This window comes from Streptomyces sp. NPDC041068, from assembly GCF_040647455.1.
Taxonomy (GTDB): Bacteria; Actinomycetota; Actinomycetes; order Streptomycetales; family Streptomycetaceae; genus Streptomyces.
In genome coordinates this window covers 400582-422674 of sequence record NZ_JBEZCG010000005.1, presented here as the reverse complement: position 1 = coordinate 422674, position 22093 = coordinate 400582, and the positions used below count along the sequence as shown (strand labels likewise).

Here is a 22093-nt window from a genome sequence, read left to right as displayed (position 1 = left end):
GGTCCGCGGGGACGTCCTGTTTCGCAGAGGATCGAGGAGCCGGGTCCGCGGGGACGTCCTGATTCGCAGAGGATCGAGGAGCCGGGTCCGCGGGGACGTCCTGATTCGCAGAGGATCGAGGAGCCGGGTCCGCGGGGATGTCCTGATTCGCAGGGGTCGCCGTGTCGTGCGTGGGGGTGCCCTGGGTGTTGCCCGCCGTTTCCAGTACGTCTCTCAGGAGCGCGCCCAGGCGGGTCGCCGCCCTGTACGCCGGGCCCGTGAGGATCGCTCCCGTGTCCGGGGTCCTCAGCGCGGCCAGGGCCGCCGGGGGGATCTTGACCTGTTCGCCGTGGCGGATCGCTCGGGCCGCGGCGTCCAGGACGGCGCCGGCCGCGCCAAGGAGTTCGCGGACCCTGTCCCGTTCCCTGCCCTCCGGCGGGACGCCCACCGCCGGGTCCGCCAGCGAGGCCAGGACCGGGCGGATGCGTTCCGCGAGGCCGCGTGCGCCGTGGAGCTCCGCGGGGCGGGTGCGGGCCTGGCGCGGGGTGATCGTCGCCGCGTCGCGCGCCGCCATCAGGGGCTCGGGGTCGAAGGGGGCCACGGGGTCGTGGCGGAGCCTGCGGGCGTAGTCCGCCTCCGCCGCGAGCGCGTCGGCCAGGGCGTCACGGTGCGCGCCCCATCTGCGGATCGGGAAGAGGACCACCAGCGCCGCCTGGACACAGCCGCCGACGATCATCATCGCCGCGTGGCCCGCGGCGGCGACGACCGAGGTGGGCAGTGTGACCGTCACGAGCATGATCGCGACGTTGGACGACGCGATGATGCCGACGGTGGGGCCCGCGGCCCAGCTCAGGCCCGCGAGGAAGGTCCAGAGGGCCAGCAGGGCGAGGAAGAGGAGCAGGTGGGAGCCGGTGAGGTAGCCGAGGAAGGTCGAGACGGCAAGGCTCGTGCCGGAGGCCAGGGCGAGTTCCGGGCGGGGGCGCCAGCTGCGTTGGAAGGTGGCGATGGCGGCTTGGTACGCGCCGAAGGCGGAGCTCGCCGCCACCGCCGGGCCGAAGAGGGTGAGGCTGACGCCGATGATCAGGGCGAGGCCCGCGGCGCCGCGGAGGGCGACCAGGGGTTCAAGGCGTTTGCGCTCGACGGTCAGCCCCGAGCGAGCTGTCTCTTTCAGCGCGCGGAGCCAGGTCACTCTGTGATGATACGGGGCATATCAGGCTGGTTGGGCTGTGACTGCCGTTTGCGCTGGTTCGTCCGCAGGGCGGGGACGTGGGGGTGTGCCGTCTTCGCCGATGCGTACGCGGCTGGACTCGCTAGGGCGCGGCCAGCGCCACCGTGGGGTGCAGGCGTGAGGCTCTGATCGCCGGGTAGAGGCCCGCCGCCATGCCGATCAGCAGGGTTGCCGCGAAGCCTGCCGTCAGGGACCACGGGGGGACCACCGGCGTCCAGTCCTGGGCCAGGGCGAAGGCGTACGTCGATGTCGCGCCGAGGAACGCTCCCGCCGCACCGCCCAGCGCCGAGAGCAGCAGGGACTCCGTGAGGAACTGGAGGCGGATCGTGCTCTTGGTCGCGCCGAGGGCCCTGCGCAGGCCGATCTCCGCCCGGCGTTCCAGGACCGAGATCACCATCGTGTTCGCCACCCCCACCCCGCCGACCAGCAGCGCCACCGCCCCGAGGCCCAGCATCAGCGTCGTCAGGCCCTTGTCCGTCGCTGCCTTCGCGGCCAGGGCGTCCGAGGGGCGGGAGACCTTCACCGCGCTCGGGTCGGCGGGGTTGGCCGTGCGGGCGAGGACCTCCCGCACGTCCTCCACCGTGGCGTCGGGCGAGCGCTCGAAGATCGTGGACGGGTGCCCGTCGAAGCGGAAGTACTTCTCGGCCGCCGGAAAGCCGACCATCGCCACGCGGTCCAGGTTCGGGACCAGTTCGACGGGCTCCAGGATGCCGATCACGACCACGTACTCGTCGTTCATCAGGATCTTCTCGCCGGGGGACGTGATGCCGAGGCGGTCCGCCGCCACCGATCCGAGCACCGTGACCGGGAGGTTCTCGTTCGCCTTGTTCAGCCAACCTCCTTTGTGGATACGTGCGTTGAGCGTCTTCAGCAGGTCCGGGCGGGCCGCCTGTGTCGTTACTCCCGCTGTTCGCTCCTCGGGAACCACCTCGCTGCGGCGGATGCGCGTGTCCACGTTCGCCGTCGCCGTCGCATGGCTGACCGGGCCGATGCGCTCCACCATCGCCACCGCCGACTTGGGCAGCGGCACCTCGAACCCCTCCGCGTTCTTGCCCGCCTCCGCGGTGAGGAGGTTCGTGCCGAGCCGGTCCAGCTTCGCCATCAGGTCCGACTTGCTGGACTGGGAGAGGCCGACGACCGCGACCATCGTGGCGATGCCGATCGCGATGCCCAGGGCCGAGAGCACCACCCGGGCGCGGCGGGCCCGCAAGCCCACCGCGCCGACCCGCAGGACGTCCGCCGGGGAGAGGCGGGACGGCCTGAGGGTGCGCGTGGGTCGGGGTCGCTTCACTGTCCTCAACTCACCTTCCGAGAGCGGGAGTCCGCCGTTATTTCGCCGTCCCTGAAACGGATCCTGCGCGGCAAGGACTCCGCTATGTCGTTGTCGTGCGTGATCACGCAGATCGTCGTGCCTGTTCGGTTCAGGTCGTGCAGAAGGTCCATGACCATCTCGCCCGACGCCGTGTCCAGCGCTCCCGTCGGCTCGTCCGCCAGGAGGAGCGCGGGCTCGCCGACCAGGGCTCGGGCTATCGCCACGCGTTGCTTCTCGCCGCCGGAGAGCTGGTCGGGGCGGTGCGACAGGCGGTGGCCGAGGCGGACGCGCTCCAGGGCCGCGCGGGCGCGGGCGCGGCGCTCCCCGAGGGGCACGCCCGCGTACAGCAGGCCGTCCGCGACGTTGTCGACCGCGTCCCGGCCCGGCGCCAGGTGGAAGTGCTGGAAGACGAAGCCGATGTGGCGGGCGCGGAGCGTGGAGAGGCGGGCGTCGCTGAGGGTGTTCACGTCGTAGCCCGCGACGTGGACCGTGCCCGACGTGGGTCTGTCGAGTGTGCCTATGACGTTCAGCGCCGTCGACTTGCCGGAGCCCGACGGACCGACGATCGCGAGGAGTTCGCCCTCGCGGACCGTGAGGCTCACGCCGCGCAGGGCGTGCACGTCACCCTCGTACGACTTGGTGACGTCCCTCAGCTCGACCACGGGGGTGGGTGTCGACGTCATGGAGCCGCCGCTCCGACCTTCGTGCCCTCCGCGATGCCGGGGCCGCTGACCTCGATCCTTCCGTCGGCCGTCATGCCCGTCTCGACGCGCACCATGCGGGACGTGCCGCCCTCGACGACCTGGAGGCCGTAGCCGCCGTTCTCGCCGCGCAGGGCGACGACCGCCTCGACCGGGACCGCGAGGACGTCCTTGCGGGACTCGCTGACGAAGCTCACGCTCGCCGTGGCTCTCGGGTCCTCCCCCGATGCCGCCGATCTGCCCGCGTCCAGGGTCACTTCGACCGTGATGCCGTCGCCGCCGGAACCGCCCCCTTCGGACTCGTCCGACTGCTCGGGGTCCACCGTGCCCGTGACCCTGCCCGGCTCCTTCTTGCCGCTGGGCAGGGCGACTTCGACCTTCGTGCCCTTCGCGGTGAGGGACACGTCGGCCTGGTCGAGCTCCGCCCGGACGACCGGCTTCGTCGAGGCCGCCGTGAGGACCGGATCCCCGGGGGCGACCTGGTCCGCGAGCGCCGCGTTCGCCTTGGCGACCTTGACCTGTTCGGGCTGGAAGACCACATCTCCCTTGCCGACCCTGCCCGTTGGGGCGCGGTTGAGGGACTTCTGCCACCGCTTGACCGCGGCCTCGGTCGCCTTGTCGAAGCGCGGGTCCACGTAGAGGCCGCTGCCGTGGCCGAGCGCCACGAGGTTGCGTTCCAGTTGCAGTACGTCGCTGCCGCGGTCCCCCGCCTTCATCTCGCGGAAGGCGGGCACCGGCCCGTAGAGGAGCGTCACCGGCTTGTCGTTCAGCTCGTAGAGTGCCTGGCCGCGCGCGACGGTTGTGCCCTCCTTCGCGGCGACCGTGACCGTGCCCTCGACCGCCGACTTCACCGGGCGGCGCCCCGCGAAGTCGATCTTCCCGTCGACCGTCTTGGACTTGACGAGGTCGGTGCGCACGACGGTGGCCGTCGCGGGCGGCAGCTCGCCGCCCCCGCCGTCGGCGCCCGCGTCCTCGCCTCCCACCGCGAACGCCCCGGCCCCGGCCGCCGCCGCGGCGACCACCGCGGCCGCCGCGATCCATCCCGTACGACGTCTCATCCCTGCATCCCGTCCAGGCCTTCGAGCAGCTTGTCCTTGCAGGCCTGCTTGGCCCTCTTGTACGCGGGCGAGTCCTGGTTCATCGTCGGGTCCATCGGGTTGGTCTCGCCGCCGGGGATGACGTTGCCGCCGGACATCGTCGGGTTGGCGTACTTCGACAGGCCGTTGTCGCGCATGCACTTGGCGTGCGCGAGCATCGACTCGTAGTCCTTCTGCGCGTCGCGCTTGGGCTCCCGGTTCATCGCGTCCGTCAACTCCTTGCTGCAGACGCCGTTCTTGCCGCCCTTCTGCTCCTCGCCGTGGCCGTTCGGGTCGGTGATCGCGTCGATCTTCGGCCAGTCGAGATAGCCGCTGAGCTTGGGGTCGGGGAAGTCCTTGAGGCCGGCCTTGGTGCGCATGCACTGGACGTACTTCATCTGTGCGTCGTAGAACGCGCCGTTGCCCTTGGCCTTGGGGGTCTCGGTCTCGTCCGGGGACTGCTCCTCGGACTGGCCCCCGGACTTCTCCGGGGCCGACGCGACCCCCTCCTCCTTCACTCCGTCGCCGCCTCCGCAGGCGACGGAGAACGCGAGGACCGGGGCGGCGACGAGTGCGGCCATCCGCAGACGAGCGGTGCCGCGGGGCATGGTGTGGATACTCATGGGCTCACCGAACCGCGCCCATATGGTGGCCGGTCCATGGCCGCATGATGAGAACGTAACAATGCGCCGCGCCCGTCGGTTTGCCGCCCCTACCGCCCTGAACTGGGCAAATCCTCGCCCATAATCGCTGGCATGCCCCGAGTCCCCCATGTGCTGCTGATCGAGGACGACGCGTCCGTGCGCGACGGAATGGAACTGGTGCTGCGCCGCCACGGGTACGCGGTCGACACCGCGGCCACCGGCGAGGAGGCCCTCGCCCTGCTCGCCAGGCCTGCGGGCCAGGGCGTCGAGCTCGCCGTGCTCGACCTGATGCTGCCCGGCATGGACGGCTTCGAGGTCTGCCGGCGGATCCGCGCCTCCGGGTCGACGATCCCCGTCGTCATGCTGACCGCGCGCGGCGACGACAGCGACATCGTGCGGGGCCTGGCGGCGGGCGCCGACGACTACGTGGTCAAGCCGGTCACCGCGCCCGTCCTGGAGGCCCGGATCAAGGCCGCGCTGCGCCGGGCCGAGCCGGTGCGGCACCGGCCCGACGAGGACACGTACGCGGGTCTCGTCATCGACCGTGCCGGGCTCACCGTCACCAAGCGCGGGACGCCCATCGCCCTGCCGCCGACCGAGCTGCGGGTCCTCCTGGAGCTCTCCGCCTCACCGGGGCAGGTGTTCAGCCGCGAGCAGCTGCTGCGGTCGGTGTGGGAGCACGACTTCCTCGGGGACTCGCGGCTCGTGGACGCGGCGGTCGGGCGGCTCCGCGCCAAGATCGAGGACGTGCCCGCCAAGCCGGTGTTCGTGCAGACCGTGCGGGGCTTCGGGTATCGGTTCGGGCCGGTATGAGGCGACGTTCCGGGAGGGGAGCGGGCGCGGGGCCCCGGCGGTGGATGTGGGGCGGGCTGCGGACGCGGCTCGTCGTCGCCTTCGTCCTCGTCGCGCTCGTCAGCGCCGTCACGGCGACCGGGCTCGCCTACCGCGAGTCCCGCAACGCCGTCCTCGAGCGCAAGCAGGACGCCGTGCGGACCGAGTTCAAGAACCGCGTCGACCAGGCCGCCGCCGACCTCGCCATGCCGCCCGACGAGGTGTCCCTCACCCGCTTCGCCGCCGGTGTCGCGGACGGGCTCGGGGACTCCGTCGTCATCGCCGAGTACCGCACGCTGCGGGGGTCGTCCGACGCCTCCGCCGACCGGTCGCGGATCTCCGACGCGCTGCGCGAGGCCGTGCGCGAGCGGGAGCGGATGAGCTTCCAGCGCATCGAGCGGGACGGCAGCCCCTACCTGGTGGTGGGCACGCCCGTCACCTTCGAGTCCGGGCCGCCGTCCGGGCTCGACGTCTACGCCGTCACCTCGCTGCGGGCCGAACAGGACGACACCGCGGCGATCCTGGACGCCGCGCGGGACGGCCTGCTGCCCGTGGTGCTGCTCGCCGTCGTGCTCGCACTGCTGGCCGCGCGTACGGTGCTGCGGCCCGTGCGGGAGCTGGGGCGCGCCACGCGTCGGCACGCCGCGGGAGACCTGTCCTCGCGGGTCGACGTGCCCAAGGGCCGTGACGAACTCGCCGAACTGGCGCGGGACTTCAACCTGACCGCGGACGCCCTGGAGTCGTCCGTCGCCGAGCTGCGCGAACAGGAGACGAGGGCGCGGCGGTTCGTCGCCGACGTCTCGCACGAGCTGCGTACGCCGCTCGCCGCGATGACGATGGTCGCCACCGTGCTCGACGAGGACGCGGGCCAGCTGCCGCCGGACGCGGCGCACGCCGCCCGCACGGTGAGCGCGGAGACCGCACGGCTCTCGCGGCTCGTCGACGACCTGATGGAGATGTCCCGCTTCGACTCGGGCGCCGCCCGGCTCAACCTCGGCGAGGTCGACCTCGCCGACACCGTGCGGAACACGCTCGCGCTGCGGGCCTTGACCTCGCGGATCGACACGCGGCTGCCGGAGGGAGTGCGGGCCGTGCTCGACCCGCGGCGCGTCGACGTGATCGTCGCCAACCTCGTCGGCAACGCGCTGCGGCACGGGGCCGAGCCCGTGACCCTGACGGCGGAGGCCGCGGGCGACTGGCTGACGGTCGAGGTCGCCGACCGGGGGCCCGGCCTCGCGCCCGAGACCCTTCCCCACGTCTTCGACCGCTTCTACAAGGCGGACAGCGCGCGGACGCGGTCGGAGGGCAGCGGGCTCGGCACGGCCATCGCACTGGAGAACGCACGACTGCACGGAGGGACGATCGAGGTGGCCAACAGGGAAGGCGGCGGGGCGGTGTTCTCGTTGCGGCTTCCGTGGCGACGCGGGGAAGGGGACGAGGGGTGACTCCCGCGAGGACTCCGGTACGGACGACTCTTGTACGGATGGCTCTTGCACGGATGACTCCCGTACGGATGACTCCCGTACGCAAGGGAATCGGTCTGGGCCTGGCCGCGCTCGCCCTCGCGGGGTGTGGGGTGCGGCCCACCGGGGTGGTGGACGCCGGGGAGGCCGCGGGCGGTCTCACCAAGGGGTTGCGGATCTATTTCGTCGACGAGACGGGGCGGCTCCAGGGGGTTTCCCGTTCGGACGAGAACGTCCGCGAAACGACAGCCGTCATCAAGCTGTTGATGGGCGGACCCGACGAGGGGGAGCAGCGGGCCGGGCTCAACACCTTGGTCAAGGAAGGGCAGTTCGAGGTAACCGGTGGAGGGTCCCGGCTCACCTTGCGGATGCCCGACACCCTGATCGACCCGACCTCCGTCAGCGACCGCAACCTCACCGGCCAACTCGTCTGCAGCCTCGCCCGCGCCAGCGCCGTGCTCGACAAGAGCGAGCGGACCCGTCCGGACGACGTGCGGGTGACCGTAGTGCCGCAGGAGGGCGGGGAGTTGGGGCCCTATGTGTGCTCGGACTTCTTGAAGTAGGGCGCGCACGCCCTTCGTTCAGGGCAGCGCCGGACCCCGGCCCCGAGGTGCGACCTGCGCCCGGTCCGCCGCCGCCGTGCCGTGGGCCCATCCCTCGCCGTCCGTCACCCCTCGGACCCGTGTCGTGGTCGTCTCCGGGAACATCCGCTCCGCGCGGTCGGTGACCGCCACGTCGCGTGCGGCAAGGGCCGGAAGCAGCGCCGCCCGCGACTCGCCCTCCGCCGCGGCCTCCGTCATCGCGTGTTCGCCCGCATCGGCGAGGCGTCCGCCGATGCGGTGCGCGTACGCCATGAGGAACGACTGGCGGAACGTCTTCGTGCGTTTGCGTCCGCCCGCCCGCTGTTGCGCCTCCGCCTTGGTCATCGCCGCGGTGCCCTGGACGAGGAGGGAGGTGTGGAGCAACTCCACTGCTTCCAGGTCGGGTTCGAAGCCGACCACCGTCGAGAAGCCGTACGCCTCGTTCCACACCGCGCGACAGCGGTTCGCCGCGGCCACCGCGTCCAGGAGGATCGCCTTCGCCGTCTCGTACGGGGCGTCCACGCCGATGCGGCAGGCCGCCGGGACGTCCTTTGCGTGGGTACGGGCCGCGAGCAGCGCCTCGTCGAGCGAGTGCCGCGCCATCAGCTCCTGCGCCTTGGCGGTGAGCGCCTCCGCCTCCTCGGGGTAGCCGGTCGCCTCGGCCTTGGCGAGGAGGGCGCGGATGCGGGTGAGGGTGCGGGGTTCGCCCTCGGCCGGGGCGGGGAGCGCCTCGCCCGGCGGCGGGCCCACCGGTTCCAGCGGGGGGAGGCGCAGGAGCAGGCGGTAGAGCTGGAGGTGGGTGGTGGCCCGGGAGAAGCGGTCCTGGGCGGGCTCTTCCGTGGGGCCGATGTCCGCGAGCTGGGGCGCCCAGCGTGGGGGCAGGTGGGCGTAGCGGGCGGTCTCCGTGTGGATCAGGGACGCGGCCAGGCGTACGTGCGGATCCTCCAGGTCGCGGCGGACCAGACGGAGGACGTCGGCCGGCTGCCAGCCGTTGCGCCAGGCCCTGGTCAGGTACTCCTCGCCGCGGCGGCGCAGGTCGGCGTCCGCGTCGGGGGTCGCCGCAAGGAGCGACGCGCCGGTGTCCAGGCCTTCGTCGCCGTCGCCGTACAGCGCCGCCGCGAACGCCTTGTCGATCACCGAGTCCATGCGTCAAGGGTATGGGGCAGTAGGTGGGTGGTACGTGGGTGGCACGTGGGCGGTTGCTCGGCGTCTGCGTCTGTGGCCGCGCCTCAGGTCGTGAGAGGGCGGGGCCGCGGCGGTGTCTCCGTACTCGCCATCTTTGTTGCGGGGCCTGATTGCCCCGGCTCGGGATGGCGTTGTGCGCAGTGCTCCGTTCGGACACACCGCCACGTCCCCTCTCGTCTCCATCGCGGGTGCGGGTGTGCGGGGGCGTGCGTGGGTGGCTTTCCGGATGTCCGGGGGTATGGCCAGCCCTACCCCGGGACGCCCTCCAGTGGTCGTGTGGGGGCCTGGGGCTCGGCGGTTGGGTTGGGGCATGAGCCAATCCGTTGTCGTACGTCTCTCCGGGGTTCGGCGGTCCTATGGTGCGGTCGCCGCGCTCGACGGTGTCGATCTCTCCGTGCGGGCCGGGAGCTTCGTCGCCGTCATGAGGCCCTCCGGGTCAGGGAAGTCCACGCTTGCGGAGGCACCGGATCGGGTTCGTCTTCCAGGCCTTCGATCTGCTGCCCTCGCTGAGCGCCGCCCAGAACGTCGCGCTTCCGCTGCGTCTCGCGGGGCGCAAGGTCTCGCGTACGGAGGTGCGTGAGGCCCTTGAGCGGGTGGGGCTGGGTGACCGCGCCCGGCACCGGCCGGGTGAGCTGTCGGGAGGGCAGCAGCAGAGGGTCGCTCTCGTCGGTCGGCCCGCCGTCCTCTTCGGCGACGAGCCGACCGGGGCCCTCGACACCGTGACCGGCCGGCAGGTCCTCGCTCTGCTGCGGGGGCTTCAGGTCCTCGCTCTGCTGCGGGGGCTTGTGGATGGGGAGGGGCGGACCGTCGTGATGGTCACGCACGACCCCGTGGCCGCCTCGCACGCGGACCGGGTCGTGTTCCTCGTCGACGGGCGCGTGGTGCGCGAGCTGCGGGCGCCCGGCGCCGGTGACGTGGCGGCGACGATGGCGGGCCTGGACGTGGCGCCCGGCGCCGGTGAGGTGGCTGCGACCATGGCTGGTCCCGAGGTGGGGGCGTGATGATCTTCCTTGCCTCTCTCCGTACGCGGTGGAGCAGTCTCGTCGGGGCCTTCGTGGCCGTCGCCCTCGGGGTCGGTCGCCCGTCGTCGTGGTGGGGCAGGACCGGCTGACCGTGCGGGTCGAGCGGGGGCCCGGCACCGCGCGGGTGTCGAAGCCGCTCGCTCATCCACACCCTGTGGACATCGAACTCCTGCGCGACCTACGGCGGCTCGGGACCGTGCGGCTCGACGGGGAGGCACGGGACGCCGAGGCGCTGGTGGCCGTCAACGCCCTCCTCGGCACGGCGGGTGGAGTGGCCGCGTTCGTGTCGGTGTTCGTCACCACGTCGACGTTCGCCTTCGTGGTGGCCCTGCGGCGGCGGGAGTTCGGGCTGCTGCGGCTGGCGGGTACCGCGCGAAGCCAGGTGCGACTGGTCGTCGCCGGGGAGGCGCTGGTGGCGGTGGCGGCGGGCGCGCTGCTCGGCCTGGCGGTGACGGCGGTCAACCTGGGGGGTCTGTCCGTCGGGCTCATGAGCCTCTCGGTGCCCGCGGCGGTGACGGTTCCGTGGGGTGCGCTCGGGGCGGGGGCGGGGGTGTGCGCGCTGGTGGCGGTGGTGGCTTCGGTTGCCGGGGTCGCGGTGGCGCGGAGGGGGTGAGGGTGGCTGCCGCCGCCTTTCCGGCGCGCGGACGGCCAAGGAGTACTCCCGTCAACGCCAGCGCCAGGCCCAGGAGTTGCTGCGCGGTGAGCGGCTCGGCAGCGAGGAGGGTGCCGAGCAGGACGCCCGTCACCGGATTGAGCAGCCCGACCAGGCCCACCGTCCCCGCGGGGAGGTGGCGCAGGCCCGCGAACCAGGCGGCGAAGGCCAGGGCGGTCGCCACCACGGCGACGTAGGCGAAGGCGAGCGCGGCGGGGACGTCGAGGGCGGGCGGCGCCCCTTCCACGGCGGCCGCCACGGGGATCAACACCACTCCCCCGGCGACGAGTTGCCACGCGGTGGAGGCGAGTACCGGGACACCGGAGCTCCAGCGCTTGGCGAGGACGTAGCCGAGGGAGGACATGAGCATCGCGGCGGCGGAGGCGAGCACGCCGCCGGGGTCGGCCGACGCCGTGCCGCTGAGCAGCATCAGACAGACGCCGCCGAGCCCCACGCCCGCTCCCGCCAGGTGCGGCAGCCGGGGCCGTTCGGCGAGGAGCGGCCAGGCGATCACCATCATGACCAGGGGCGAGGTCGCCATGACGGTCGAGGCGAGGCTGGTCGGGAGCAGTTGCGCGGCGACATAGACGAGGGTGAAGAAGCCGCCCATGTTGAGGACACCGAGGACCAGGGACTTCCACCACCACGAGCCGCGCGGCAGCCGCCGGGCCACGGCAAGGAGCAGCAGGCCCGCGGGCAGGGCCCTGATCGCCGCGCCGTACAGGGGGCTGCCGGCGGGCAGGAACTCGTGCGTGACGTAGTAGTTCGTGCCCCAGGCGACGGGCGCCACGGCGGTGAGGAGCACCCAGCGGAGCGGGGCCCCCGGGAGTGAGGCCCCCGCGGGTGACGCGGCGGCGGAACCGGAAGTATCTTCCATGGAAGATACTATGCCTTCCGAGGAAGCTAAAGTGAAGGCATGGCTGACTCCACACCTGAGCCCGAACCCGAGCCCGAACCCGAACCCGAACCCGAACCCGAACCCGAACCCGAACCCGAGCCCGAACCCGGGCCCTCCCCCGCATCGGGACGGGGCCCCCTCGACCACGTGGCCCGCATCCAGGCCGAGTGGGCCCGGGAGCGCCCCGACGTCGACGTGACGCCGCAGGGCGCGATCGGGCGGCTGCACCGCCTCGGCGCGCTGCTCACCGAGGAGCTGTGCGTCGTGTACCGCCGATTCGGGCTGAGCGAGGGCGAGTTCGACGTCCTGGCGGCGCTGCGGCGGGCGGGTGAGCCGTACGAGAGGGCGCCCGGGGAGCTGGCCGCGCACACCATGGTCACGACGGGCGCCATGACCAAGCGCGTCGACCGTCTCGAACGCGCCGGACTCGTCACGCGGCGGCGCGCGGCGGGTGACGGGCGCGGCCGTGTCGTCGGACTCACCGATGCGGGGCGGGAGTTGATCGACCAGGCCTTCACGGAGCACATGCGCAACGAGCGACGGCTCCTTGACGCGTTGACGCCGCGGGAGGCCGCGCAGATCGAGGCGTTGCTGAAGACGTGGCTGGGGCGGGTGGAGCGGCCGGTCGGGGGCCGAGAGGGCTGAAGGGGATTACGGGGGGGCTAGCTGTCGCCGCCCTCGTCGATGAGCCGCCGGACCTCACGGTCGACGAGGCCGAGGCGGGCCTCCGCCACGAGCGGTACGGCACGGCGCTGCCGTCGGGCCTCGTGCACGTCGATGTCCACCGTCACCAGGCCCGGCTCCCACTTCGGTGCCTGCGCGACGACCGTGCCGCGCGGGTCGACGACGCGGGAGCCGCCCCAGAAGGAGGCGCCGTTCTCGTTGCCGACGCGGTTCACGAAGACGACCCAGCACTGGAGCATGCGGGCGGTGTACGAGAGCAGCGTGTCCCAGTACAGGCCGGTGTCCATGGCTTCGGGGTCCAGGCTCGCGGCGCTGTTCGTGGGTACGACGATGACCTCGGCGCCGTCCTGTACGGCGAGCCAGGGGAGGACGGGCTGCCAGGCGTCGTTGCAGACGAGGGTGGCTGCGCGGCCGTGGGTGCCCGGGAGGTCGTACGCGCGAAGGTGCTGGCCGGGGCTGACGTGCTTGCGCTCCTCCCAGGCGAGGTAGTTCGGGAGGTACAGCTTGCGGTGGGCGTGGAGGAGGCGGCCGTCCGTGTAGTACGCCGAGGTGTTGTAGGCGCGGAGGCTGGTGTGCTCGTGGAGGCCGACGAGGACGTCCGGGCCGCCGGGTGCCGCCAGGGCGAGGAGGCGGGGGTCGTCCGTCGTGACGGAGGTGTCCTTCTTCAGAGCGCCCAGGTGGTAGCCGTGGAGGCTGAGCTCCGGGAAGACGACGAGATCGGCGGCCTGGGCTGCCGCCTGCTCGACCTGATCCCTGGCGGTCTCCAGGTTCGCCTCGACTTCGCCCAGCGCGCAGTCGGTCTGCGCCAACGCCACTCGCATTCCCCGACCCTCGCAGCAGGGGGTTCCTTGTGCACGCCGGGTGCGGCCACCTGGGGCTGAGCCGGGTTCATCGTTGGCCTGGGGTATCCCCGGTGGCACAGACCCCACCCCACAGCCGGTGGAGGGCGCGCCCCCACCCACCCGCGGTCGCGTACGCACGTGAGGGGACGTGGGGGTATGTGCGCACGGAGCACTGCGCACAAAGCTCACCCCAGCCGCAGCAACAAGACCCCGCAACAAAGATGGCGAGTACGGACATACCCCCGCGGCCCCGCCCCACAACGAACCCAAGGCGCAAACCCCAGCCACGAACGCCCCGACCGACAGGCCCACCCACGCGCATGCCCCCACGCGCATGCCCCACACACATGCCCCCGCGCATGCCCCCCGGCGATGTCAGTGGTGGGTGCGAGACTGCTGGGATGAGTGGGCGGTGGCTGGTTTCCGTTGGTGAGGGTGGGGGTGTCGAGCTGCTTGCCCTCGGTGAGGACGGCCTGCCCGCAGGACCCGTCGTCCGGGAGCCCGACCTCGGCGAAGCCGTGCGGGCGCGCGGCGCTGTGTCCCGGTGGATCTGGCGGTCCACCCCCGCCCTCTACCCCCACCTCCTCGGCGCCGGCGTCCGCGTGGACCGCTGCTACGACATCGAAGCCGCCGAGCTTCTCCTCCTCGGCCACGAGGGACGCCTCGGCGAGCCCCGTTCCGCGGCCGCCGCCCTCGCCCGCATCCGCAACGCCCCCGTGCCCCCCGACCCCCCGCCCCGCGCCGCCGAGCCCGGCACCCAGGACTCCCTCTTCGAGCCCCGCCCCGGAGGCACCCCCGTAAGCATCGAAGAGCTCGCCGAGGTCTATGCCGAGCAGCAGCGAAGACACGACGCCACGGCCCACCCCGGCCGCATGCGCCTGCTCACCGCCTCCGAGTCCGCGGGCATGCTCGTCGCCGCCGAGATGAACGCCTCCGGCCTCCCCTGGCGCGCCGACCTCCACCGCGAACTCCTCACCGAACTCCTCGGCGAGCGGTACGCGGGCGGCGGCGAACCCCGCCGCCTGGCCGAGCTCGCCGACGAGATCTCCGCAGCCTTCGGCCGCCGCGTCCGCCCGGACCTGGCCGCGGACGTCGTCAAGGCCTTCGCGCAGGCCGGCATCAAGGTGAAGTCCACCCGACGCTGGGAGATCGAGGGCATCGACCATCCAGCCGTGCGGCCCCTCATCGAGTACAAGAAGCTCTACCGCATCTGGACGGCGCACGGCTGGAGCTGGCTCCAGGACTGGGTGCACGACGGCCGCTTCCGCCCCGAGTACACCCCGGGCGGCTCCGTCAGCGGCCGCTGGACCACCAACGGCGGCGGCGCGCTGCAGATCCCCAAGGTCATCCGCAGAGCCGTCGTCGCCGACCCCGGCTGGCGCCTCGTCGTGGCCGACGCCGACCAGATGGAGCCGCGGGTCCTCGCCGCGATCTCCCGCGACCGGGGCCTGATGGAGGTGGCGGGCAGCGAGGACGACCTCTACACCCGCCTCTCCGACCGCGCGTTCTCCGGCGACCGCGAACACGCGAAGCTCGCACTGCTCGGCGCGGTGTACGGCCAGACGTCGGGCGACGGCCTGAAGAACCTGGCCGCGCTGCGCCGCCGCTTCCCGCTCGCCGTCGCGTACGTCGACGACGCGGCGAAGGCGGGCGAGGAGGGCCGCCTCGTACGGACGTGGCTGGGCAGGACGAGCCCTCCGGCGGCGGGGGCCGGGGAGAACGACGAGGCGGGGATCCCGCAGGAGGAGACCACGACCACCGAACTCCCCTCCTCCGACAGCGAGTTCACTCCTGGCTACGCCTCCACCAACGCCCGCGCACGAGGCCGCTTCACGCGCAACTTCGTGGTGCAGGGCAGCGCCGCGGACTGGGCCCTGCTGATGCTGGCAGCGCTGCGGCGGACGATCGACGAGGCGGGGATGCAGGCACGGCTCGTCTTCTTCCAGCACGACGAGGTCATCGTGCACTGCCCTGCCGACGAGGCGGAGGCGGTGGCCCGCGCGATCCGCGAGGCAGGGGATCTCGCGGGGCGGATCGCGTTCGGGGAGACGCCGGTCAGGTTCCCTTTCACCACGGCGATCGTGGAGTGCTACGCCGACGCGAAGTGAGGCGCCGAAGAACGACTCCCGCGTCACGCCGCCAACAGCGCCCTGAGTTCCGCGACGACCTTGCTGTCCGTGCCGTCCAACGCCCGCAGCGCGCACCGCCATTGCTCGTACGCCTCGTCGTCGCGGCCCTCGTCGCGCAGCAGGAGCCCCCGCTGATGGCGGGCCAGGCCCGTCATATGGGTGTCGCCGCGCTGTTCGGCGCCCTCGGCGAGCGCGACGCACTCGCGCGTCGCGTCCTCGGTGCGGGAGAGCCCGCGCAGGGCCCGCACCAGGCCGAGGCGGGCCTGGGACTTGCCGTGCCAGTCCTCGTACTCGTTGTGTATGCGCAGGCTCTCCTCGAAGTGGGCGAGCGCCGCGGCCGGTTCGCCGAGGGTGAGGTGGGCGTAGCCGATGTTGCAGTGGGCGGACTGGCGGACGATGGCGTGCCCGATGGTCTCGCCGATCGCGAGGCTGCGTTCGTGGTGGACGATGGCGGCGCGGGCGTCCGTGTGCTCGTAGAGGTTGCCGAGGTGGCTGAGGGTGATCGCCTCGCTGAGCGGGTCGGCGAGTTCCTTGGCGAGCTCCAGGCTCTGGTGGAGGGCGTCGGCGGACTCCGCGTGGCGGCCGAGGCCTTCGAGGAGGAGGCCGCGGTTGTTGAGGCCGCGGCGTACGCAGGACACGATGCCGAGGCCGCGCCAGAGGGCGAGGGCCTCGTCGTTCAGGGCGAGGGCCTCGCTGCTGCGGCCCGACATGAAGTGCATGCCGGCGAGGTCGGTGAGGGCCTGGGCCTGGGCGCCGGTGTCGCCCTGGCGGCGGGCGGCGGCCAGGGCGGGGGTGCCGAGCGCGGCCAACTCGGTGAGGCGGCCGCGGCGTTGGAGGTACGGGAAGAGGCAGCGGACCAGGACGGGCACCAGGGCCGCGGTGCTCTCGCCGGTGCCGTGGCGTTCGACGAGGGCGAGGATGTTGGCGAGTTCGGTGTCGCCCCAGGCGAACGCGGCCTCCATGGACAGGGTCGGCTCCGCGGGCCTGCTCCCGGCAGGATCCGCGGACCCGCTCCCGGCGAGGCGCGGCTCGACTCCGCGCAGACGGTCGGTCCGGTCGAGGCCCTCCGGCATGATCGCGAGGAGGGTGCGGCGGGCGGACTCCGCGTACCAGAGGAGGGCCTCTGCCACGACGCCGTCCGCACCTGCGGAGGTCGTGGCGTCGGGGACCGTGACATCGGGGACCGTGGAGGCGGCCGCCGTCTCGCGGGCGAAGTCGCGTACGAGATCGTGCGGGGCGTACCTGCCGTACGCCGTCTCGTCGAGGAGGGCGACGTCGACCAGGCGGTCGAGGGCCGCGCCCGCGCGCAGCTCGTCGGTGCCCAACAGGCGGGCCAGGAGCGGAACTCCGTACGTCGGCAGGTCGAGCGCGCCGATCCGGGCCAGGGCGAGGGCGGCGTCGCGGTCGGCCCGGCGTTCCGAGGTGCTCAGGGCATCGAGGGCGACGGCGAGGGAACGGCGCACGCTCAGGTCGTCGTACTCGAGGTGGTGCAGGCGGCCGCCGCTGACGGTGAGGAGTTCGGCGAGGGCGTCCGGAGTGAGGGCGCGGCGCGCCGCGAGGCGGGCGGCGACGATGCGCAGGGCCAGCGGAAGGCGGCCCGCGAGTTCGACCAGGGGGTGCCCGGCGTCGAGCGCGTCTCGGCCGGAGACGGCGCGCAGCAGGGCGGCGCTCTCGCCGTCGGAGAGGGGCTCCAGCGGGAAGCGGGCCGCGCCGTCGAGCGCGGTCAGCGGCGACCGGCTGGTGACGATGACCGCGCAGCCGGGGCCCGCGGGCAGCAGGGGGCGCACCTGCGCGGCGGTCGCGGCGTCGTCCAGGACCATGAGCGTGCGGGTGGGCGCGAGCAGCGAGCGGAGCAACGCGCTGGCGGCGGCCGGGTCTTCGGCGCTCTCCTGGGTGTGCCGGGGCTCGGCCCCGAGGTCCCGCAGGAGCGAGGCGAGGGCCTGGCCGGGGGTGAGCGGGGTCATGCCGGGGGTGGCGCCGCGCAGGTTGACGTAGAGCTGGCCGTCGGGGAACGCGTCCCGCAGCCCGTGCGCCACGTGCACGGCGAGCGCGCTCTTGCCGACCCCGGCCATCCCGGAGACGACGGCGACGCGCGGCTCTCGGCCGAGGGCTTCCCGAAGTTCCCGGACGGTGCCGCCGCGTCCGGTGAAGTGGGCGGGGCCAGGAGGGAGTTGGGCGGGCTGGAACGGGCCTACGCCGGGCGACGCGGCCGCGCTGCGGGGCTCGGGTTCAGCCTCGTCGCCGGTGACGCCGAGGCCATCGGCGCCGTTCGTGTCCTCGTCGCCGTGCACATCTTCGACCCCGTGCACATCATCGACCCTGTTCGCCCCCTTGGCCCCGCTCGTCCCCCCAGCCCTACTCGTACCCTCGGCTCCACTCGTCCCCCCAGCCCTACTCGTACCCTCGGCCCCACTCGTCCCCTCGACCCCTTGCGCACGATCGGCCCTTCGCGCGCCGACAGACTCCCCGGGCGTCTCCCCCGCGTCGGAAACAGTCACGGAAGGCATCACCGAAGCCGTCACCGAAGCCGTCCCGGCAGCTGGCTCCGCCGGCCCCCGCAGCACCTCCCGGTGCGCGTCCCGTACCGCCGTGCCCGGTTCCACGCCCAGTTCGTCGATCAGGCGGCGGCGCAGTTCCCGGTGGACGGCGAGGGCCTCCGCCTGGCGGCCCGTGCGGTGGAAGGTCAGCATCAGCTGGCGGTGGAAGGCCTCGCGGAGCGGGTGCTCCGCGACCAGCGCCGCCAGTTCGGGGGCGAGCGCGGCCAGGTCGGTGCCGCGCTCCAACTCCGCGTCGTACCGCCACTGAAGCGCGAGGAGCCGTGCCTCTTCCAGGCGCGGTACGAGGGGATGGTCGGCCAGCGCGTCCGGGAGACCGCTCAACGGCGTGCCCCGCCACAGCGTGAGCGCACCGGAGGTGAGCCCGGAGACCCGTACCCAGTCCCGCTCCGCGTACGCCGTCCGCGCCCGCACCACCAGGCCCTCGAAGACCCGTACGTCCAACTCGCCCTCGCCGACCTGCAGTCGGTACCCCGGCGGCACCGCCTGCAGCCGCCCCGGATCGTCGAGGAGACGCCGCAGCCGCGTCACATGGTTCTGGAGGGACGCCTGCGCCGAAGCCGGCGGGCGGTCGCCCCACAGCGCCTCCTTGAGCGCGCCGAGCGAGACGACCCGGTCCGGCTCCAGGAGAAGCGCGGCCAACAGGGCGCGCCCCTTGGCGCTGCGCACGGGGCGCGGCTCGCCCTCGGCGTCGTACACGGCAGGCGCTCCGAGCAGACCGAACCGCAGCCCGCATCGCTCGCTCACGCCGTCTCCCCGTACTGTCCCGCGCTGCCTGTCCTGACCCTTCGCCCTGACCGTTGGCCACATGTTAGCGATCTGTTGGCGGGCCCTGATGGGATCACTGCATCGGACCTGGCCCGCCGGTACTCGCGCACAGCGCGTAGCTCGGGGGAGTGTCGCCGCCGCGGCCGGGTCCGGGGGCAGAGAGAGAGCCCCGGTCGGCGGAGGTGAACGACCGGGGCTTTCGTCCTGTCCCGCAGTCTGTCCCGCAACCCGCACCGCAGCCTGTCCCGCGATCTGCCCCGCAGCCTGTCCCGCGATCCGTTCAACACTCCTGCCCAAAACCCTCACCTGAGGCCTTTGCCGGAGACCCCCTTCGCGAGGATTCCGCAGTCCGCCTCCACCGCCCGCCCCGGATCCAGCGCGTTGAGCGCGAACCGCAGCGCGACCGGATCCGTGGCCGTGCCGCTGTGCAGCGTGAAGTCGTAGGCGCAGCGGTCCTGGAGGAGCCCGTTGCGGTCGTCGGGGCCGTCGTACAGGTACTGGGACTTGTAGGGCGTCACCACGTAGTCGTACTTCGTCGCGGCCACGGCGTACGAGACTCCGGGCAGCGTCAGTCCGCCCTCGTTGAGCCGCTTCAGGAAATCCGAACCCGCCAGCTGGTCCAGGCAGGCCCAGCAGGGCGCGTCCTCCACGACGGCGAGGGTGGCCGCGAGCTTCGGCTGCTCCCTGGCGAGGGCCTCGCGCATGTCGAGGGTCGTGCCGCGGTTGGACGGGGAGATCCCGACGAGCGTGCGCACCTTCTTCGCTCCGCCCTCGAACTTCATGTACTGGCGGGGCATCATCCCGCCCTGCGAGTGCCCGACGACGTCCACCTGACCGGCACCGGTGGCGGCGAGCACCCCCTCCACGAACACCCCGAGCTCCTTGGCCGAATCGGCGACCGGCGCCATGCCGTACATGTCCTCGGCGCCGGTCTTCCCGTAGTCCAGGACGAAGACGCAGTACCCCGCCGACCTGAAGACCGGCACGGCCATCCCCCACGCCTTGCCGGTGGCGAAGGTCCCGTGAACCAGGACGAGGGGGCGCGGGTGGGCGCGGCCGGGGCGGCACACCCAGTCGTTGGCGCCCGGCACTCCGGGCGTGGCCAGCTTCTTCGCGGCGGCGACCGCGGCAGCGGCAGCCGCAGCGGCAGCGGGGTCGTCGGGACACGGCGCGGGGGCCGCGGCCGCCGGTGACGCGGCGCAGAGCAGGGCCGCGAGGAGGCCGGCGACGACGGGGCGTACGTACATGAACCTCAGGGTCCGGCCCACACACCCACCTCGCATGCCTGTGCGGCCGTACGGATCAACGTACGGACCGGGAGTACGGGGAGTACGGGGAGTACCAGGAGCACCGGAAGCACCAGGAGTACCGGAAGTGCCGGGAGTACCGGAAGTGCCGGGAGTACAGACCGAGAAGCCGACACGCGCGGACCGACCGCCTCACCCCACCGGCAACCGCACCGTGAACATCGACCCCTTCCCCACCACGCTCTCGGCCGCCACCGTCCCGTCATGCGCCTCCACCAGCTTCCGCACGATCGACAGGCCGAGGCCACTGCCGCCCGTCGCGCGCGTCCGTGACTTGTCGGCGCGCCAGAAGCGGTCGAAGACGTGCGGAAGGTCCTCGGGCGCGATGCCCGTGCCGGTGTCGGCGACCTCGATCAGCACGGCGTCGTCCACGGCGCGGCAGCTGATCCGTACGTTGCCGCCCTCCGGCGTGTGACGGATCGCGTTGGAGACGAGGTTGCCGATCGCCTGGCGCAGCCGCAGCGGGTCGGCCGTCACCCAGGGGTCGCCGAACGCCGTGGCCCTGAGCTTCACGCCCGCGACGTCCGCGCGCGCCTGGTGCGCCGCCGCCACCTGCTCGGCGATGTCGGCGGCGCGCACCGGCTCGCGGCGCAGGCGGAGCGTGCCGGCGTCGGCCGCGGCGAGGTCCTGCAGGTCGTCGACGATGTGCTGGAGCAGCAGAGCCTCTTCGAGGAGCGAGGTGACCAGCTCGGGGTCGGTGTCGACGACGCCGTCCTCCGCCGCCTCCAGCCAGCCGCGGATGTTGGACAGCGGGGTGCGCAGCTCGTGGGCGACATCGCTCACCATGGCCTTGCGCTGTTCCTCCAGGGCCTTGCGGTGGGCCGCCATGTCGTTGAAGGCGGCGGCCAGTTGGCTGATCTCCCCGGCCGAGCGGGTCGCGCTGGCGGGTACGGGATCGCCCGCCTCCCCTGCCTTCATGCGCCGCGTGGCGGTGGTCAGCGCGCGCAGCGGCCGGGTCAGGCGGGTCGCGGCGAGCGCGGTGACGGCGACCGTGACGGCGAGGACGGCCGCGGCGAGCCCGGCCAGGCGGACCGTGTTGTCGCGGGAGAGGCTGAAGCCGGGCGTGCTGCGCGTGCCGTCGGAGCTGGTGATGAAGAGGAGCGCGGGCGAGGAGACGTAGGGGCCGAGCTGTTCGCGGCGCGCGGTGTCCACGCAGGACGTGACGGCGGCGTCGGTCGGCTCGCCCGCGGCCGGCTCGGGGTACGAGGGGGTGGGGCTGGGGACGGTCGCAGCGTCGCCCGGCGGCGGCTCGCGGGGCGCCACGGGCACCGACGTCGGGGCGGCGCCGATCGGCTTCGGCCCGGACCGCGCGGTCAGGTCGAGGCTGACCCGGACGGGGGCGAGCCCGCGCCGCTTCATGCAGGCGTCGGCAAGGGAGTTGAGCTTGTCGAGCGCCTTCTGCTCGCTCGCGGTGGGCACGTCGAGCAGGTTCATGCGGCATCGCGAGTCCATGAACTCGCCCGAGTGGTAGTCGAGTTGGACGAAGGGGCGGCCGCCGGTCCCGAGGACGACCTCGGGGCTCATGCCGAGCTCCGTCAGACAGGCCGCGCTCCGGTCCGCGGCCTCCTTCAGGACCCTGCGCTCCTGCTTGGTGAGGCGGTAGGGGCCGACCGCGCGCGGGTCGATGCGGTCGGCGGCCGTGCCCTCGTCCGCGCGGCCCGGGGCCAGCGTCGTGTCCACGGAGAGCGGGTCGAGCACGGCGGACGCGGTCGGGGGCAGGGAGGTGCGGCGGGACGCCGAGTCCGCGATGACCTTGCGGTCCTGGGTGGTGAGGGCGATGCGGCGGCCTGTGCTGCGGGACAGTTCGCGGACGGCCTCGTCGGCGTCGCGCCACTGCGGGGCGCTCGCGCCGACGCCGAGGAGCTTGTCGTAGATGCGGGCGTCGTCGGCGAGGACCTGTCCTTGCTCCTGCTTCAGCGCGCCGGACGTGGTCTGCGCGGCGAGCCAGGCGGTCGCGGCGATCGAGCCCACGGAGACCAGGACGGAGACGGCGAGAAGGCGGGCGAGGAGGCTCTTGCGGAGCGGGATGTCACGGGCCAGGAGTCTCTTACGGAGCGGAATGTCACGCGCCAGGGGGCTCTTGCGGAGCGGAATGTCACGCCCCACGCCGCGCCGCCGCCCCACCCTGGGCACCCACACCGGCACCTACGTCCGGGCCCGTATCAGCGCCCGCCCCCGCCCCGGCGCCCACGCCCGAGCCCGCACCGGCACCCACCCCGGCCCCGGCCCCCGCCCA

Annotated in this window: 16 protein-coding genes and 2 pseudogenes; 7 read left to right on the top strand and 11 right to left on the bottom strand. The window is 73.1% G+C overall.

Features of this window, described 5'->3' with window-relative positions; translation table 11 throughout:
• The 5 genes from AB0B50_RS14315 to AB0B50_RS14295 form a co-directional block, all read right to left on the bottom strand.
• Positions 1-1168 (bottom strand): FUSC family membrane protein (locus AB0B50_RS14315; protein ID WP_362330144.1); only part of this gene is annotated, 1168 nt, incomplete at its 3' end.
• A gap of 121 nt (positions 1169-1289) precedes the next feature.
• Positions 1290-2498 carry an ABC transporter permease gene (locus AB0B50_RS14310; RefSeq protein WP_362330141.1) on the bottom strand — a complete coding sequence of 403 codons (1209 nt, stop codon included), beginning with the start codon at positions 2496-2498 and terminating at the stop codon, positions 1290-1292.
• Positions 2499-2503: 5 nt separating this feature from the next.
• Positions 2504-3202, bottom strand: a complete 699-nt coding sequence (locus AB0B50_RS14305) for an ABC transporter ATP-binding protein (protein ID WP_362330138.1) — start codon at positions 3200-3202, stop codon at positions 2504-2506.
• Positions 3199-4278, bottom strand: coding sequence for a peptidoglycan-binding domain-containing protein (locus AB0B50_RS14300; RefSeq protein WP_362330135.1), 1080 nt, complete (start codon positions 4276-4278; stop codon positions 3199-3201). The genes AB0B50_RS14305 and AB0B50_RS14300 overlap by 4 nt, the downstream gene beginning before the upstream one ends.
• On the bottom strand, positions 4275-4919 hold the full coding sequence (locus tag AB0B50_RS14295; protein WP_362330133.1) for a hypothetical protein: 645 nt from the start codon (positions 4917-4919) through the stop codon (positions 4275-4277). The genes AB0B50_RS14300 and AB0B50_RS14295 overlap by 4 nt, the downstream gene beginning before the upstream one ends.
• 132 nt (positions 4920-5051) lie before the next feature.
• Here AB0B50_RS14295 and AB0B50_RS14290 point away from each other — a divergent pair, with 132 nt between their 5' ends.
• From AB0B50_RS14290 to AB0B50_RS14280, 3 genes are read left to right on the top strand one after another with little or no spacing between them, the layout of a single operon-like run.
• Positions 5052-5753: a response regulator transcription factor gene (locus AB0B50_RS14290; protein WP_362330130.1), complete on the top strand. Its 702-nt coding sequence runs from the start codon at positions 5052-5054 to the stop codon at positions 5751-5753.
• The gene (locus AB0B50_RS14285) at positions 5750-7216 is read left to right on the top strand and encodes a HAMP domain-containing sensor histidine kinase (RefSeq protein WP_362330127.1); all 1467 of its coding nucleotides are present in this window, start codon (positions 5750-5752) and stop codon (positions 7214-7216) included. Before AB0B50_RS14290 ends, AB0B50_RS14285 begins: the two co-directional genes overlap by 4 nt.
• Before the next feature lie 38 nt (positions 7217-7254).
• Positions 7255-7797, top strand: a complete 543-nt coding sequence (locus AB0B50_RS14280; RefSeq protein WP_362330125.1) for a hypothetical protein — start codon at positions 7255-7257, stop codon at positions 7795-7797.
• An 18-nt stretch (positions 7798-7815) separates the two neighbouring features.
• On the opposite strand, the gene AB0B50_RS14275 is transcribed toward AB0B50_RS14280, so the two are convergent.
• A complete protein-coding gene (locus AB0B50_RS14275) occupies positions 7816-8961 on the bottom strand; it encodes a DUF2786 domain-containing protein (protein ID WP_362330122.1) in 1146 nt (381 codons plus the stop codon).
• 349 nt (positions 8962-9310) lie between these two features.
• On the opposite strand from AB0B50_RS14275, the pseudogene AB0B50_RS14270 reads away from it, so the two are divergent.
• Together AB0B50_RS14270 and AB0B50_RS14265 are read left to right on the top strand one after the other, a co-directional pair.
• Positions 9311-10001 (top strand): annotated as a pseudogene (locus AB0B50_RS14270) (ABC transporter ATP-binding protein).
• A pseudogene (locus tag AB0B50_RS14265) lies at positions 10001-10560 on the top strand (FtsX-like permease family protein); the annotation flags it as partial. The pseudogenes AB0B50_RS14270 and AB0B50_RS14265, both read left to right, overlap by 1 nt.
• Here AB0B50_RS14265 and AB0B50_RS14260 read toward each other — a convergent pair.
• On the bottom strand, positions 10508-11551 hold the full coding sequence (locus tag AB0B50_RS14260) for a DMT family transporter (RefSeq protein WP_362330120.1): 1044 nt from the start codon (positions 11549-11551) through the stop codon (positions 10508-10510). The pseudogene AB0B50_RS14265 and the gene AB0B50_RS14260 overlap by 53 nt on opposite strands.
• A gap of 168 nt (positions 11552-11719) precedes the next feature.
• On the opposite strand from AB0B50_RS14260, the gene AB0B50_RS14255 reads away from it, so the two are divergent.
• Positions 11720-12217 carry a MarR family transcriptional regulator gene (locus AB0B50_RS14255; protein WP_362330434.1) on the top strand — a complete coding sequence of 166 codons (498 nt, stop codon included), beginning with the start codon at positions 11720-11722 and terminating at the stop codon, positions 12215-12217.
• Between the two features lie 17 nt (positions 12218-12234).
• Here AB0B50_RS14255 and AB0B50_RS14250 read toward each other — a convergent pair whose 3' ends face one another.
• Entirely contained in the window at positions 12235-13077 is an 843-nt protein-coding gene (locus tag AB0B50_RS14250; RefSeq protein WP_362330117.1) for a nitrilase-related carbon-nitrogen hydrolase, read from the bottom strand.
• A 422-nt stretch (positions 13078-13499) separates the two neighbouring features.
• On the opposite strand from AB0B50_RS14250, the gene AB0B50_RS14245 reads away from it, so the two are divergent.
• Positions 13500-15206 (top strand): bifunctional 3'-5' exonuclease/DNA polymerase, encoded by a 1707-nt coding sequence (locus AB0B50_RS14245; RefSeq protein WP_362330114.1) that lies wholly within the window; start codon positions 13500-13502, stop codon positions 15204-15206.
• A gap of 23 nt (positions 15207-15229) precedes the next feature.
• On the opposite strand, the gene AB0B50_RS14240 is transcribed toward AB0B50_RS14245, so the two are convergent.
• From AB0B50_RS14240 to AB0B50_RS14230, 3 genes are all read right to left on the bottom strand, one after another.
• On the bottom strand, positions 15230-18529 hold the full coding sequence (locus AB0B50_RS14240) for a BTAD domain-containing putative transcriptional regulator (protein WP_362330111.1): 3300 nt from the start codon (positions 18527-18529) through the stop codon (positions 15230-15232).
• 323 nt (positions 18530-18852) lie between these two features.
• Complete coding sequence (locus AB0B50_RS14235; RefSeq protein ID WP_362330108.1) at positions 18853-19797, bottom strand: alpha/beta fold hydrolase; 945 nt, start codon at positions 19795-19797, stop codon at positions 18853-18855.
• A 192-nt stretch (positions 19798-19989) separates the two neighbouring features.
• Positions 19990-21885 (bottom strand): ATP-binding protein, encoded by a 1896-nt coding sequence (locus tag AB0B50_RS14230; protein WP_362330431.1) that lies wholly within the window; start codon positions 21883-21885, stop codon positions 19990-19992.
• Between the last annotated feature and the right edge of the window lie 208 nt (positions 21886-22093).